The sequence below is a fragment of the Marinobacterium ramblicola genome (genome assembly GCF_019084545.1).
Taxonomy (GTDB): Bacteria; Pseudomonadota; Gammaproteobacteria; order Pseudomonadales; family Balneatricaceae; genus Marinobacterium_D; species Marinobacterium_D ramblicola.
Genome location: NZ_JAHREP010000007.1, coordinates 104,599 through 117,719, shown reverse-complemented (window position 1 = coordinate 117,719; position 13,121 = coordinate 104,599). Strand labels below are relative to the sequence as shown.

The window sequence follows — 13,121 nt, the reverse complement described above, 5'->3', positions numbered from 1 at the left end:
CGGCTGTATAATCCCCGGCCTTAACACCACTTACAGGAATCTGACCAGTGCTGGCAACCCTGGAACAACATCTGGACCTCCTGGTCGCCAACGGCCAGGCCAAGCTACTGACCCAGCTTAACCACGGTATCGAAAAGGAGGGGCTGCGGGTCGATGCCCAGGGTCACCTGGCACAGACCGATCACCCGCGTGCACTGGGTTCGGCACTGACTCACCCTCAGATTACCACCGACTATTCGGAAGCCCTGCTCGAATTCATCACCCCGGTCTGTGACTCTCCGGCACAGGCACTGGAGCAGCTGGCGAACCTGCATCGCTACGCCTTCGACAACCTGGGTGACGAGGAGCTCTGGGCCGCCAGCATGCCCTGTGATATCGCTTCGGAAGCCCAGATTCGTATCGCCGAGTACGGCCGCTCCAACGTGGGTCAACTGAAACATATCTACCGTGTCGGGCTCGAACACCGCTACGGCAAGATGATGCAGACCATCGCCGGCATCCACTACAACTTCTCGTTGTCCGAGGCATTCTGGCCGATCTATCAAAGCCTGACCGGGGCCGAGGGCGACAGCAACGCGTTCCAGTCGGCCGGGTATTTCAAGCTGATCCGCAACTTCCGCCGCTACAGCTGGCTGCTGCTCTATCTGTTCGGCGCCTCGCCGGCACTGAGCGCCAGTTTCCTGCAGGGTCGCCAGCACCAACTGCATCAGCTGGGTCGGGATACGCTCTTCCTGCCCCATGCGACCTCACTGCGTATGAGCGACCTGGGCTACTCCAATCGCGCCCAATCGGCGTTGAACATCTGCTTCAACCATCTGAGTACCTATGCCAACTCGCTGAGCCAGGCGATCCGTACACCGCACCCGGCCTATGAGCGGATCGGCGTGCGGGTCGACGGCCACTACAATCAGCTCAACACCAACGTGCTGCAGATCGAGAACGAGTACTACAGCGACATCCGTCCGAAACGGGTAACCCGTTCCGGCGAAAAGCCGGTACAGGCGCTGATCGCCAGGGGCGTGGAGTATATCGAGGTACGCAACACCGACATCAACCCGCTGCTGCCGCTGGGTATCGATCTGGAGCAGGCCCGCTTCATGGACGCCTTCCTGCTCACCTGCCTGCTCTGCTCGGATGAGCTGGTCGGCGACAGCGAGTGCGAACGGATCGCCGTCAACCACGAACGGATCGTCAATCGCGGCCGCGAGCCCGGCCTGACCCTGTTCGGTGAACAGGGCGAGCGCAGCGTTGCCGAACAGGGTCGGATCATCCTCAACCAGGTTCGACTGACCGCCGAGGTGCTGGATGGCGTAACCACCAACAGCCACTACCGCGGTGCGGTAGATGCCCAGTACGCCAAATTGGAGGAGCCGGATCTGACGCCATCGGCCCAGGTACTGGCTGCGATTCATGAGCATGGCGAGGGTTATACCTCCTGGGCACTGGCGCAAAGCCGCCGCCACCGCAGCACACTGAGTGCCGAACCGCTGTCACAAGCGCAACAGCTGGCGTTCAAGGAGGTATCGGCCCGCTCGCTGCAGGAGCAGGCCGAGATCGAAGCCGGCGACACGCTGGACTTCGATCAGTATCTGGCCCAATACCTGGCCCAGTAATCTACTACAGGGAGCCCTGACGGACTCCCCGCTTAGCGCACTCTTACTGCGCTCTTATTGAACGACAAGGCTGGTGAAGAACAGATCGGTGACGTATGGCTCGCCGGTCTCTTCGCGCAGCATATCCTGGATCAGCTTCAGTGCGTCGCCGGCCAGTACCTGTTGGGCTGCCACCGTCCCCACACTCTCCTCGGTCTGGGCACTGAACAGGAACACCAGATCGTTACGAATCTGTGCCATATGGGCATTCACCGCATGATGCGCAGCGGACGAGTCCACCTGAATCGTCACCTCCGCCTTGAGGAAACGCAGGTTATCGGCCGTGCCGAAGTTGGTGACGAACGGCTTGAGCTCGATATAGCTGATATAGTCAGACTTTCCCTCCCCCTCCGCCGCCCAAAGCGTGGGGGATAGCAGGCCGGACATGATAGCAACAACCAGAGACAGCACTCTGAGCATTCGTTCTCCCCTTGGGTCCTAACTTTGTTCCTGACGTCAAGCGTTTGAGTATAACGACTCGAAGTGGCAACCGATAGCGCTACTCCAGGGCGGTTGCACCGCAATTGGGCTTGGCATTACTATGGATCCACACTTCAAGGGGAGGATGCGCCATGCTGGAAAAATGCCGCGATGCGAAAGAGCGCTGGGGCGGTGTCAGCGACATCATCGACCACTGGCTGGAACAGCGCCAACAGCTGATCCGGACGCTGTTTTCACTGTCCGACTGTGAGATCGGTGAGCAACTCAACACGCAGCTGACCCTGTTCTGCGACCTGTTGATGGACTACCTGTCATCGGGCCATTTCGAGGTTTACGAACAGCTGCTGCGCGAAGGCAGTGAGTTCGGTGACGGCAGTGTCGAGCAGGTACAGGATCTGTTCCCGAAAATCCAGCCGACCACCGATACGGCGCTGGATTTCAACGACAAGTACGGCGCCTTCGAAGCCCCCACTCTGCGTGACATCCGCGATTTTGCGATGGACCTGTCACAGCTCGGCGAGGTGCTTGAAGACCGTTTCGAGCTCGAAGACCAGCTGATCGAAATCCTCCACAACGCGCACCGCCCGGTGGCGAACGAGGCGTGAACAGAGCGTTTATCGCGCCGATCGCCGCGCTGCTGCTGATTGGCTGCAGCAGCGGCGACGAGCCCGCAAGCTCGCACGTTTACACCAGCCAGGGCGTGTACAGCGCAACCCTGTCATACAACAGTCACTACGCCGTGCTGGGCTCCAACCGCCACGGCGGCAGCTTGTGGGATATCCAGCGCAATGAGCGGCTGTATGACTGGAATCACCGGCAGGGCGAATACACCAGCATCGTCGACTCCAGCTTCTCACCGGACAACCGTTTTGCCGTCACCGCCAGCAGCCTGGACCTGGTACTGTGGGATACCGAAAACGGCCTGCCGGTCTGGTACTGGCGCGCGCCGGCAGAGATACTCTCGGCGGCACTCTCGCCAGGCGGCGACTTCGCACTACTTGGGCTCGCCAACCACCAGGCGGTCTATTTCGATATCAAGAACGGCGGCATCCGACGCAGCCTGCTCCACCCGGCTCGGATTCGCAGCGTTGCCCTCGATGGCAGCGCCAGCCTCGCCCTGACCGGCGCCGACGATTACAGGGCTCGCCTGTGGAGCCTGGCCACCGGGGAGGAGCTGCACAGCATCGAGTTCGGTAATACCGTGGATACCGTCGCCCTGTCCAAGGACGGTCGCTTCGCTTTCAGTTCCGCCACGCTGGACCTGGCCTATATCTGGGATACCCTCAGCGGCGAGGTACTGCACACCCTTAGCGGGGACGAAGCCCTGTGGAAACGCCGGGTCAGCTATATCAGTGCGCGCTTCTCGGAGGATGGCCAACAGTTGCTGACCGGCACCGCCTCGGGCATGGTGCAGCTGTGGAATGTGGGCACCGGCGAGGAGCTGCGCCGTTGGCGGGTGGACAAACGGGAGGCGTACGGCCCGACCAGCACCGGTGTGGAAGCGGTCGGCTTCGGCAGCGAGGGTCGCTACTACGCGATCGGCACCAACGGCCTGCTTAACGTCCTGCGCTCAGCCCCCTAGAGCCACTGAAAACGATAGCCACTGAAAACGTTAACAACTGAAAACGGCCGCATTGCGGCCGTTTTCAGTCTATCAGGGGGTGTGTCGAGATTACTCGGCCTTGGCCTCACCCTCTGCAGCTTCTGCAGCTTCTGCAGCAGGATTAACCTCCAGCAGCTCGACCTGGAACACCAGCGTTTCGTTGGGGCCGATGGCGTTGCCCATGCCACCGGGACCGTAGGCCAGATCCGCCGGGATCACCAGGCGCGCCTTGCCGCCCTCTTTCATCATTTGCAGACCTTCGGTCCAGCCCGGAATCACGCCGTTAAGCGGGAAGGAAACCGGCTGATTGCGCGAGTAGGAGCTGTCAAACTCGGTGCCGTCGATCAGTTCGCCACGGTAGTGCACCTTGACCGTATCGGACTCGGTCGGACTCTTGCCACTGCCGGCGGTCAGCTCTTCGTACTGCAAGCCGGAGTCGGTGGTTTTGACGCCTTTCTTCTTGCCGTTTTCGGCCATGTACTTCTCGCCGGCGGCCTTGTTGTCGTCGGCCAACTTGGCGAAGGCAGCACGCTGCTCCTCCATCTTGCGCTGCTGGAACGCCTGCATGACACCACCGATCTGCTCTTCGGTCAGCAGAGGTTCCTTACCGGAATACACGGTTTCGACGCCATCGCGAAAGGATTCGATATCCAGATTCTCGACATCCATCTTCAGCTTCTGGCCAAGGATCAGCCCCAGACTGTAGCTCAGTTTCTGCTCATCGGTAGTCAGTTCCTCGGCCTGCAGCGCCGGTGCCGACAACAGAGCGCCTGAGAGGGCTACAGCGAGTACGGTCTTTTTCATTCTCGATTCCTTAACGATTGAACGCATGTGCAGTGTTAGTCGGTCATTAAACGTGAAAGTTCAGCCGCTGGCCAGAGGATCAGCCAAGGTCGCACCTATCAGCAGCGACAGTTCGGCATCGAATCGACCCGGATCACTGACCCCCGACGCGACCAGCACCTGTTCCAGATTGCGTCTGGCCAGGGGTTCTCCCGCCTCGGCGGTGGGCAGCTCCAGCGCAGACAACGCATCCCAGAGCAGCATCAGTTCGACCTGCTCGCACGCCAGCTCCGCCTGACGAAAGGCACGGTAGCAGGGTTCCAGCTCCTCATTTTCCGCTTTCCGCGCGCGAACCCTATAGCGCAGCTCACGCAGTGGATGGGTCAGCGCCTGCTGCCACTCAAGTGCCTCACCGATCAGCAGCGCCGGCACCAGCCGTCGCCCCTGCTGCGCCAGGTAGCACGCCAGCAGCATCCGGTTGATACTGCAACCGGCGCGCTGCAGCTCCAGCGCGGCCTGTTCGACGCCGGGCACGGCATACAGCCGCAAGGCGGTCTGCCAGAGGGGATTGTTCAGCGACACGAGCACTCCATTATCGGTGCGGCTAGATGCACAGGTACTGGCGCTGGCCGGGGCAAGCGCTGTACTATTCGCGGCCATGATTCAGATCCAGAACCTAAGCTTACATCGCGGCGCACTGCCCCTGCTAGAGCAGGCCAACCTGACCCTGCACTCGGGTTGGAAGGTGGGTATCGTCGGCAACAATGGCGTCGGCAAATCGAGCCTGTTCAAGCTGCTGCTCGGGCAGCTGCAGGCCGACGCAGGAGAACTGTCGCTGCCGGCAGGGCTGTCGATCGCCCATATGGCGCAGGAGGTCAGCTCCGCCGACTGCAGCGCGCTGGAGTATATTCTCGATGGCGACGCCCGCCTGCGCCAGATCCAGGCGCAGCTGGCAGAAGCCGAAACCCAGCATCTGGCCGGCCGAATCGGCGAGCTGCATGCAGAGCTGGAAGCGATCGACGGCTATAGGGCCGAATCCCGTGCCCACCTGTTGCTCGATGGCCTGGGCTTCATGCCCGGCGATGCCGAGCGGCCGGTGAACAGCTTCTCCGGTGGTTGGCGCATCCGCCTGAATCTGGCGCAGGCACTGATGTGCCGCTCCGATCTGCTGCTGCTAGACGAACCGACCAACCACCTGGATCTGGACGCCACCATCTGGCTGGAACAGTGGCTGCGCCTCTACCCCGGCACCCTGCTGCTGATCTCCCACGACCGTGACTTCATCGACTCGGTGGTCGGCCATGTGGTGCATATGCACAACCGCTCGCTGGATCTGTACAAGGGCAACTACAGCGCGTTCGAGCGCATGCGGGCGGAAAAACTGTCGCAGCAGCAGGCCGCCTACGACAAGCAGCAGGCACGGATCGAGCAGATCGAGAGTTTCGTCCGCCGGTTCAAGGCCAAGGCCTCCAAGGCCAAGCAGGCACAGAGCCGGATCAAGGAGCTGGAGCGGATGGAGCAGCTTTCGCCTGCCCACATCGACAGTCCGTTCAGCTTCCAGTTCGACTGTTCCGACAAGGTCTCCTCGCCACTGCTGACCCTGTACGATGCCGACCTGGGCTACCCCCATCGCACCGTGCTGCGAGATATCGCCCTGACCCTGACCCCGGGCGAGCGGATCGGCCTGCTTGGTCACAACGGCGCCGGCAAGTCGACGCTGATCAAGAGCCTGGTCGGCGATCTGGAGCTGGTTCGCGGTGAACGCCACGAGAGCGAACACCTGGCGATCGGCTACTTCGCCCAGCACCAGTTGGAAGCGCTGGACCTGGATGCATCCCCGCTATTGCACCTGCAACGCATATCGCCGAAGAGTTCGGACCAGGAGCTGCGCAACTTCCTCGGCAGCTTCGGTTTCATCGGCGACCAGGCGCTGGATCCGGTCAAGACCTTCTCCGGCGGCGAGAAAGCACGGGTGGCGCTGGCCCTGATCGCTTGGCGCAAGCCCAATCTGCTGTTGCTCGACGAACCCACCAACCACCTGGACCTTGAGGTGCGTCACGCACTTACGTTGGCACTACAATCTTTCGACGGCGCGCTGATCCTGGTCTCCCACGATCGCCACCTGATCCGCAATACCGTCGATCAGTTCCTGCTGGTGGCCGACGGCAGGGTGGAGGAGTTCAAGGGTGACCTGGATGACTACCACCAGTGGCTCGGCCAGCAGCGTCGGGAGCAGGAGGCGTCCGGCGCCGAACCCCGTGACAATCGCTCGCTGAGCGCCGCCGAGCGCAAGGAGCAGAAGCGGCGCGAAGCGGACAATCGCGCCCGACTGCGCCCGTTACGCAAGACGGTCGAGAAACTCGAGAAGGAGCTGGAGGGGATCAACGCGGCCTTGGCCGAGGTGGAGAGCCAGTTGTCCGACCCGTCGATCTACGACGACAGCCAGAAGCAGCAGTTGAAACAGCTGCTGGCGGATCAGGCCAAACTGGTACAGCAACAGCAGACGCTGGAAGAGTCCTGGCTGGAGCAGCTGGAAGCGCTGGAACAGCTGGAAGCGGAGCTGAGCGACGCCGGTTAAGCGCTCAGCCCCAAGTTAGACAGCACTAGGCGCGTGCCCGGCTCAGGGTGCGCGTCAGCTCGTTGAGATCGTCCTGATAGCCGAGCAGCTCCCTGACCGCATCATCCGCCTGCTCCAGGCTCAGCCCCAGGCGCTCGCACAGCTCCGGATCAATACCGAAGATAGGCCCGTCGGCCAGCCCCTCGCGCCGCAGCAGCTGCTTGCTCAGCTGCAGCAGGCCGGCATAGCTTGCGCACTCGCCGTCGGGCGCCTCACACTGTTGCTGGCGGATCGCGCTGTAGACCTCCTCCGGCAGGTTCCAGCTCTCCAGCAGCCAGCCGCCGATCTGATCCCGGGTCACGTTCAGCACCTGCTGCTCGATCAATACCGGCTCCAGATGGGGGTTGGCTTCAACATAGCGGGACAGAACGGCCTGCTGGGGTTGAAACAGGTGGCCCAATACCAGATAGCCGAAGTTGTGCAGCAGGCCGGCCAGGTAGGCCAGGCCGATCTTGGGCCGATTTTCGAGCGGAATCTTGCGCGCGAGCTTTTCACACAGCGTTGCGGTATAGATCGACTGCTGCCAGTAGGGGGTCGAGCCTCGGGGCATCTCTTCCGGTACCTTGAGCACCTGGCCCATGGCGATGCCCAGCGCCAGATTGACCACCAGATCGAAGCCCAGCACGCGGATAATCGCTTCATCGATCGAATTGACCTTGCCCGGTGCCGCGTAATAGGGGGAGACCGCCCAGCTCATCACCTGAGCCGACAGGCTGGGATCCAGGCGTACCACCGGCACCAGTTGGTCCACACCCGCATCCGGGTCGGAGCGCAGCATGATGATCTTCTGCGTGGTCGGCGCCAGAGCAGGCAGGCCCAGGGTATCTTCCAGCCGTTGCTGAACCCGCAACGCCGTGAAACGCTCGACGGCACGGGTGATGGCGACCACGTCCTCACCGCCCCCCGGCTGCTTGCGCATGCGCCCGAACTCAGGCTTTACCGCGATAGCGCCGAACTGCACCTGCTGCTCCGCAACCAGGTACTGCCAGCGGAAGGTCAGGCCAGAGGTCAGCTCACAGAGCGGCAGCTCGGCACGCCCTTCAAGGGAGGCGTCGATCACCAGCGGGAAGCTCTGCATCAGCCGCTGCTGCCCCTGCTCGCTCTGCAATCCCTGCTGGTTGAAGAAGCGCTCGGCGTCTTCACCGCGCACCGCTTGCAGCTTGCGCCCGGTCAGCGTCCACAGCACCGCCAGGTTCAGCATCGCCGATACCGGCAGCAGCACCAGAACCTTGCCCTGGGCGTCGTGCATCAGCACCAGACGAATGCTGCTATCGAGAGTCGAATCCGATTCGGGAAAGTGTACGCCAACAGACACCGTAATCTCCGTTTTTTCCGATGATGTCGAGCCGAGTCTTAACGCTCAAAGATGCGCCTAGAGTATAGGAAAGTGTCCCGTATAGCAGCAAAAAACCTAGGGACTTGCCTGCATTGACATACCCATCCCGCCGGGTTCACCAGTGGGATGGGTATTTACTGCGGTTCGGATATGTCCGTCACACTAGGCGGCTTGCCAACTGGCGGCAATGACCGCCTGCACACTCTCCCTTCTATCTCCGTAGGCGCTGGTATCGATGGAACCGGCTTCAGGATCGAATCCTGCCATGGCATCGATGAGTTGTTGTACGTTGCCGGCAACCAGTCGATCGCCTGATGCCAGTTCGATCGTACCCACTCTCTCGCCCCGCGCGGCGAACCAGCCCTCCAGCGATACGTGATCATTGGAGCCGATAATGTCGATCTCCAGATCCTGTCCGCGTCGCTCGAACCAAAGGTCCTCCTTGCCTATACCCTCTCCAAAACCGAGCGTATCGGCATCCAGCGGAGCGGTCTTCCTGCCTTTTGGCATCGCATCGTACCCTTCCGCGTCGCCGATTCGGTCATGACCATCCCCTCGGTTAAAAATGAAGGTATCCTGTCCGGCACCGCCATAGAGGCGATCGGAACCTGCACCGCCATGCAGTACATCGTTACCCCCTCCCCCATAAAGCCTGTCATCACCGCCGCCGCCAAGTAGCACGTCGTCGCCGTCTTCACCGTACAAGCGATCCATATCGGCACCACCATCGAGCCGATCATCGCCCTCTCCGCCATAGAGGCGATCATGGCCCTGGCCACCGATCAGCGTGTCATTACCCTTTCGCCCGTACAACCGGTCATCGCCGAGGTATCCATCCAGGATATTGCTGCCGTCGTCACCGTAGATGAAGTCGACTTTGGTCGTTCCCTTTATGTTTTCGATACTGATCAAGGTATCTTTCCGAGCATCAGGACCTGCCAGGGCGCCGTTGGCAAGATCGACCTTGAACCCTCCCCGGGTACTCCAGCTGTAATCGGCGGTATCGCTTCCTTCACCGCCGTCGAGCACATCGGCCCCCGTACGGCCGATCAACCAGTCATCGCCTTCACCGCCTTGAATCAGGTCATCTCCGGCGCCGCCATCAAGGTAGTCATCGCCGCCGTTGCCCAGCAGGACATCGTTACCGCCGCGGCCCTCTATATGGTCGTTGCCAAGATAGCCGTCGATCCGATTGGCCCCCTCGTCGCCAAACAGGCGGTCATCGTGCTCCGAGCCATGCATATTCTCTATCGAGATATAGGTATCGCCGGCAGCATCGCCCGCCGAGCCAATACCTGACGCCAGATCGGCCACCACACCGGTGGTACTGCCTTCAAAGTCCGCGGTATCGATACCGGCACCACCGTCAATGACATCGGCCCCTGTTCCACCTTTCAGCCAATCATCTCCGGCCAATCCTTCGAGATGGTCATCTCCGTCATGACCCACCAAGCGATTGCTCTGTCCATCTCCGATCAAATGATCGTCCCACTGGGAGCCGACCAGATTTTCGATATTCGTCAGCTGATCGCCTTCAGCATGGCCACCCTTCCCTAAACCACTGGTCAGACTTACGGTGACCCCCGACCCACTGCCGTAGTACGATGCGGTGTCGATACCCTCACCACCGTCGAGACGGTCCGCCCCGCTGTCGCCGCTCAGCCAGTCACCGCCCCCCAGCCCCTTCAGGTCGTCGGCGCCTTCGGCGCCCAGCAGGATATCGTCGCCGGCGCCGCCACTGATACGGTCATTACCGGCGCCACCGTCGACTAAAATTGCACCGGTCGTGCTGGTGCTGAAATGGTCATCGCCAACATTGCCGACAGCAATCTCGACATCGGCCGCGCCGAGATCGAAGGTGACGGCGCGTTCGTCGGTAACCACGGCCATATCGACCCCTTCACCGCCATTGAGGTTGGACTGCAGGTCGTCGGCGTCGATACCCAGAATATCGTTACCTGCACCACCGCGCAGAGTATCCGAGCCCGCACCACCGATCAGCAGGTCGGAGCCGTCATTTCCGGCCAGCAGATCGTCACCCGAGCTACCCAGCAGGACATCCTCGCCGCTGCCGCCACTGATGCTATCGTTGCCGGCACCACCATCTACCAGGATTGAGTCCGTAGTGCTGGTACTGAACTGGTCGTCGCCCGTGTTACCGATGACGATCTCAACGTTGGCAGCGCCCAGATCGAAGGTCACCCCGCGCTTGTCGGTGACCACCGCCATATCGACACCCTCGCCCGCGTCGAGATTTGACTGCAGATCATCAGCATCGATACCCAGCAGATCATCGCCGTCACCACCCAGCAGGGTATCGGAGCCCTCACCGCCGATCAGCAGATCGGCGCCATCGTTTCCGGCCAGCAGATCATCCCCGGCGTTACCGAATAGGATGTCGTCGCCGCTGCCGCCACTGATGCTGTCGCTGCCGGCGCCGCCATCAATGAGCACCGCTTCGGCACTACTGGTGCTGAACTGGTCATCGCCCATGTTGCCGAAGGCAATCTCCACGTTGGCAGCACCCAGGTCGAAGGTCACGCCACGCTTGTCGGTAACAACGGCCATATCGACACCCGCACCACCGTCGAGGTCAGCCTGCTGATCATCGGCATCAATGCCCAGCAGGTCATCACCGACACCGCCCTGCAGGGTATCCGAGCCCTCACCGCCAATCAGCAGATCGGCGCCGCCGTTGCCTGCCAGCACATCGTCCCCGACGTTACCAAACAGGATATCGTCACCGCTACCACCACTAATGCTGTCACTGCCGGCACCGCCATCAATGAGCACCGAGTCGGCGCCACTGGTACTGAACTGGTCATCACCGGTGTTACCGATGGCGATCTCCAAGTTGGCAGCGCCCAGATCGAAGGTCACGCCGCGCCCGTCGGTAACCACGGCCATGTCGACACCGGCACCGCCGTCGAGATTGGACTGCAGATCGTCCGCGTCGATCCCCAGGACATCATGCCCCGTACCGCCGTGCAGAGTATCAGAGCCAGTGCCACCGATCAGAAGATCGTCACCGGCACCACCGACCAGAATATCGCTCCCCTCTCCGCCAATCAGACCGTCGTGACCGGCATTACCGTTCAGGTTGTCGTCACCGCTGCCACCGTAAAGGCGATCCGAGAATTCGGATCCCGACAGGGTGTCGTTGCCGGCAGCGCCAGCCATCGTGACGGATGACGAGCCGGTTGCCGTAAAGGTATCGTTGCCGGCACCACCGACCGCATACTCGATATCGCCGGCACCCAGATCAAAAGAGACGCCCTGACTATCCGCTACCAGCAACTGATCGAAACCGGCACCACCATCAACCTGAGTATCGTTGCTGTCGATATACAGCACGTCGTGCCCGTTACCGCCGCTCAGACTATCGGCACCATCACCACCGACCAGCACATCATTACCGTCTCCGCCCGACAGGGTATCTGCCCCATTGCCGCCGAGCACCAGATCATCGCCATGCCCACCTGAAAGTGCATCCTGACCATCCATGCCGTTCAGTGTCACGGCTGCCGCGGAGCTGGTGGAGAACGTGTCATTGCCGCTACCGCCTACGGCAACTTCGATATTCGAACTGCCGAGATCCAGAGAAACGCCGGCATTGCCCAATACATAGGCCGCATCGGTACCGCTTCCGCCATCTATATTGGAATCTGCGCTGTCGATACCGAGAATATCGTTTCCGGCGCCGCCACTGAGGCTATCGCTGCCGTTACCGCCGATCAGCACATTGTGACCGGTGCTCCCCGTGAGCGTGTCGTCGCCATCGCCGCCATGCATAAAGACGGATGTACTGCCGTCGGCACTCAGAGAATCGTTTGAATTCGTCCCCAGTATTCCGTCAGCCTCGACATCAGTATCCAGGGCCTGATTGGTAGACGCGATCGTTTCGGAACGGGGATCAGTAATGCCTGACGGCAGATCGGTAGCTTCGGCATCGATATAGCTCAGCGAAACGTCACCCAATTGCCCCACCGAGCCATCGCTCTTGGTATAGCTACCGGTACCGTTAACGACATTGCCATCCTGCTCATAAGAGACACTATCGGAACCGAGAGAGATAGCACTTATCCCCGCCTCGTCCAGACTGGCATACTCACCATCATCGACCACGCCATCCTGGTCCTGGTCCTGCCAAACACCGAACTGGCTCCAGCTATCGTCTGCTGCGCCAAGCTGGCCATCACCATTCGAGTCAAATGCGGCGAGCCCCTCCAGGTCCGTCGTCGCGCCCTCTTTATATCCGGTAAATACGATCTCATCGGTCTGGTTGATCGTTCCATCGTTGTCCTTGTCATAGGCCAATATGCCATCGTCTGGCCCGGCCCAACCGGTCGGTTCACGGTAGCCGTCGCCATCTACATCGTAACTTGCTGAGGACTCGTCCGGTGACACCAACTCGACCCCATCACCATCCAGGTCGAGTGCTATGGGGGCGTAGCCACCAAAATCACCGCCGTAATGGTCACTATTCCCATATCCGGAATCTCCAAAGGAGCCCGCGTAGTCATTTGAATGTGCATCATTGGCGTATCCCCCATCATAGCCCCCACTATCCGAGCTACTTTGATAGGAGGAGGCGGCTTTGTCGTCATCTATGGCAAATTCTGACACTGCAGCCTGTGTCTCGGACAAAGCAGCTAGATCACTGTACGTATTATTAAAGGCCTCAAGATA

The 13,121-nt window shown here is 60.8% G+C and carries 9 protein-coding genes; 4 read left to right on the top strand and 5 right to left on the bottom strand.

The genetic code is table 11. From position 1 onward, the window contains the following. The first annotated feature begins 47 nt into the window (after positions 1-47). Complete coding sequence (gene gshA, locus KQ940_RS07240; protein WP_217412766.1) at positions 48-1,613, top strand: glutamate--cysteine ligase; 1,566 nt, start codon at positions 48-50, stop codon at positions 1,611-1,613. A gap of 54 nt (positions 1,614-1,667) precedes the next feature. Here gshA and KQ940_RS07235 read toward each other — a convergent pair whose 3' ends face one another. Then, on the bottom strand, positions 1,668-2,072 hold the full coding sequence (locus KQ940_RS07235; RefSeq protein ID WP_217412765.1) for a flagellar basal body-associated FliL family protein: 405 nt from the start codon (positions 2,070-2,072) through the stop codon (positions 1,668-1,670). A 152-nt stretch (positions 2,073-2,224) separates the two neighbouring features. Here KQ940_RS07235 and rsd point away from each other — a divergent pair, with 152 nt between their 5' ends. Further along, positions 2,225-2,698, top strand: coding sequence for a sigma D regulator (gene rsd / locus KQ940_RS07230; RefSeq protein WP_217412764.1), 474 nt, complete (start codon positions 2,225-2,227; stop codon positions 2,696-2,698). Further along, positions 2,695-3,675 carry a WD40 repeat domain-containing protein gene (locus tag KQ940_RS07225; protein ID WP_217412763.1) on the top strand — a complete coding sequence of 327 codons (981 nt, stop codon included), beginning with the start codon at positions 2,695-2,697 and terminating at the stop codon, positions 3,673-3,675. Before rsd ends, KQ940_RS07225 begins: the two co-directional genes overlap by 4 nt. 90 nt (positions 3,676-3,765) lie before the next feature. Here KQ940_RS07225 and bamJ read toward each other — a convergent pair whose 3' ends face one another. Both bamJ and KQ940_RS07215 read right to left on the bottom strand, forming a co-directional pair. Then, positions 3,766-4,500, bottom strand: a complete 735-nt coding sequence (bamJ, locus tag KQ940_RS07220; protein ID WP_217412762.1) for a BamJ family beta-barrel-assembly machinery protein — start codon at positions 4,498-4,500, stop codon at positions 3,766-3,768. Between the two features lie 60 nt (positions 4,501-4,560). Next, on the bottom strand, positions 4,561-5,061 hold the full coding sequence (locus KQ940_RS07215) for a TIGR02444 family protein (RefSeq protein ID WP_217412761.1): 501 nt from the start codon (positions 5,059-5,061) through the stop codon (positions 4,561-4,563). Between the two features lie 76 nt (positions 5,062-5,137). Between KQ940_RS07215 and KQ940_RS07210 the strand changes: the two genes are divergently transcribed. Beyond that, the gene (locus KQ940_RS07210; protein ID WP_217412834.1) at positions 5,138-7,057 is read left to right on the top strand and encodes an ATP-binding cassette domain-containing protein; all 1,920 of its coding nucleotides are present in this window, start codon (positions 5,138-5,140) and stop codon (positions 7,055-7,057) included. A 25-nt stretch (positions 7,058-7,082) separates the two neighbouring features. On the opposite strand, the gene KQ940_RS07205 is transcribed toward KQ940_RS07210, so the two are convergent. Then, complete coding sequence (locus tag KQ940_RS07205) at positions 7,083-8,411, bottom strand: aminoacyl-tRNA deacylase and HDOD domain-containing protein (RefSeq protein WP_343222627.1); 1,329 nt, start codon at positions 8,409-8,411, stop codon at positions 7,083-7,085. Positions 8,412-8,594: 183 nt separating this feature from the next. Beyond that, on the bottom strand, positions 8,595-12,839 hold the full coding sequence (locus tag KQ940_RS07200) for a beta strand repeat-containing protein (RefSeq protein WP_217412760.1): 4,245 nt from the start codon (positions 12,837-12,839) through the stop codon (positions 8,595-8,597). Positions 12,840-13,121: the final 282 nt, after the last annotated feature.

Coding starts and splice junctions, on each gene's coding strand:
- rsd (WP_217412764.1), top strand. CDS start 2,225: ATGCTGGAAAAATGCCGCGATGCGAAAGAGCGCTGGGGCGGTGTCAGC.
- bamJ (WP_217412762.1), bottom strand. CDS start 4,500: ATGAAAAAGACCGTACTCGCTGTAGCCCTCTCAGGCGCTCTGTTGTCG.
- KQ940_RS07235 (WP_217412765.1), bottom strand. CDS start 2,072: ATGCTCAGAGTGCTGTCTCTGGTTGTTGCTATCATGTCCGGCCTGCTA.
- KQ940_RS07210 (WP_217412834.1), top strand. CDS start 5,138: ATGATTCAGATCCAGAACCTAAGCTTACATCGCGGCGCACTGCCCCTG.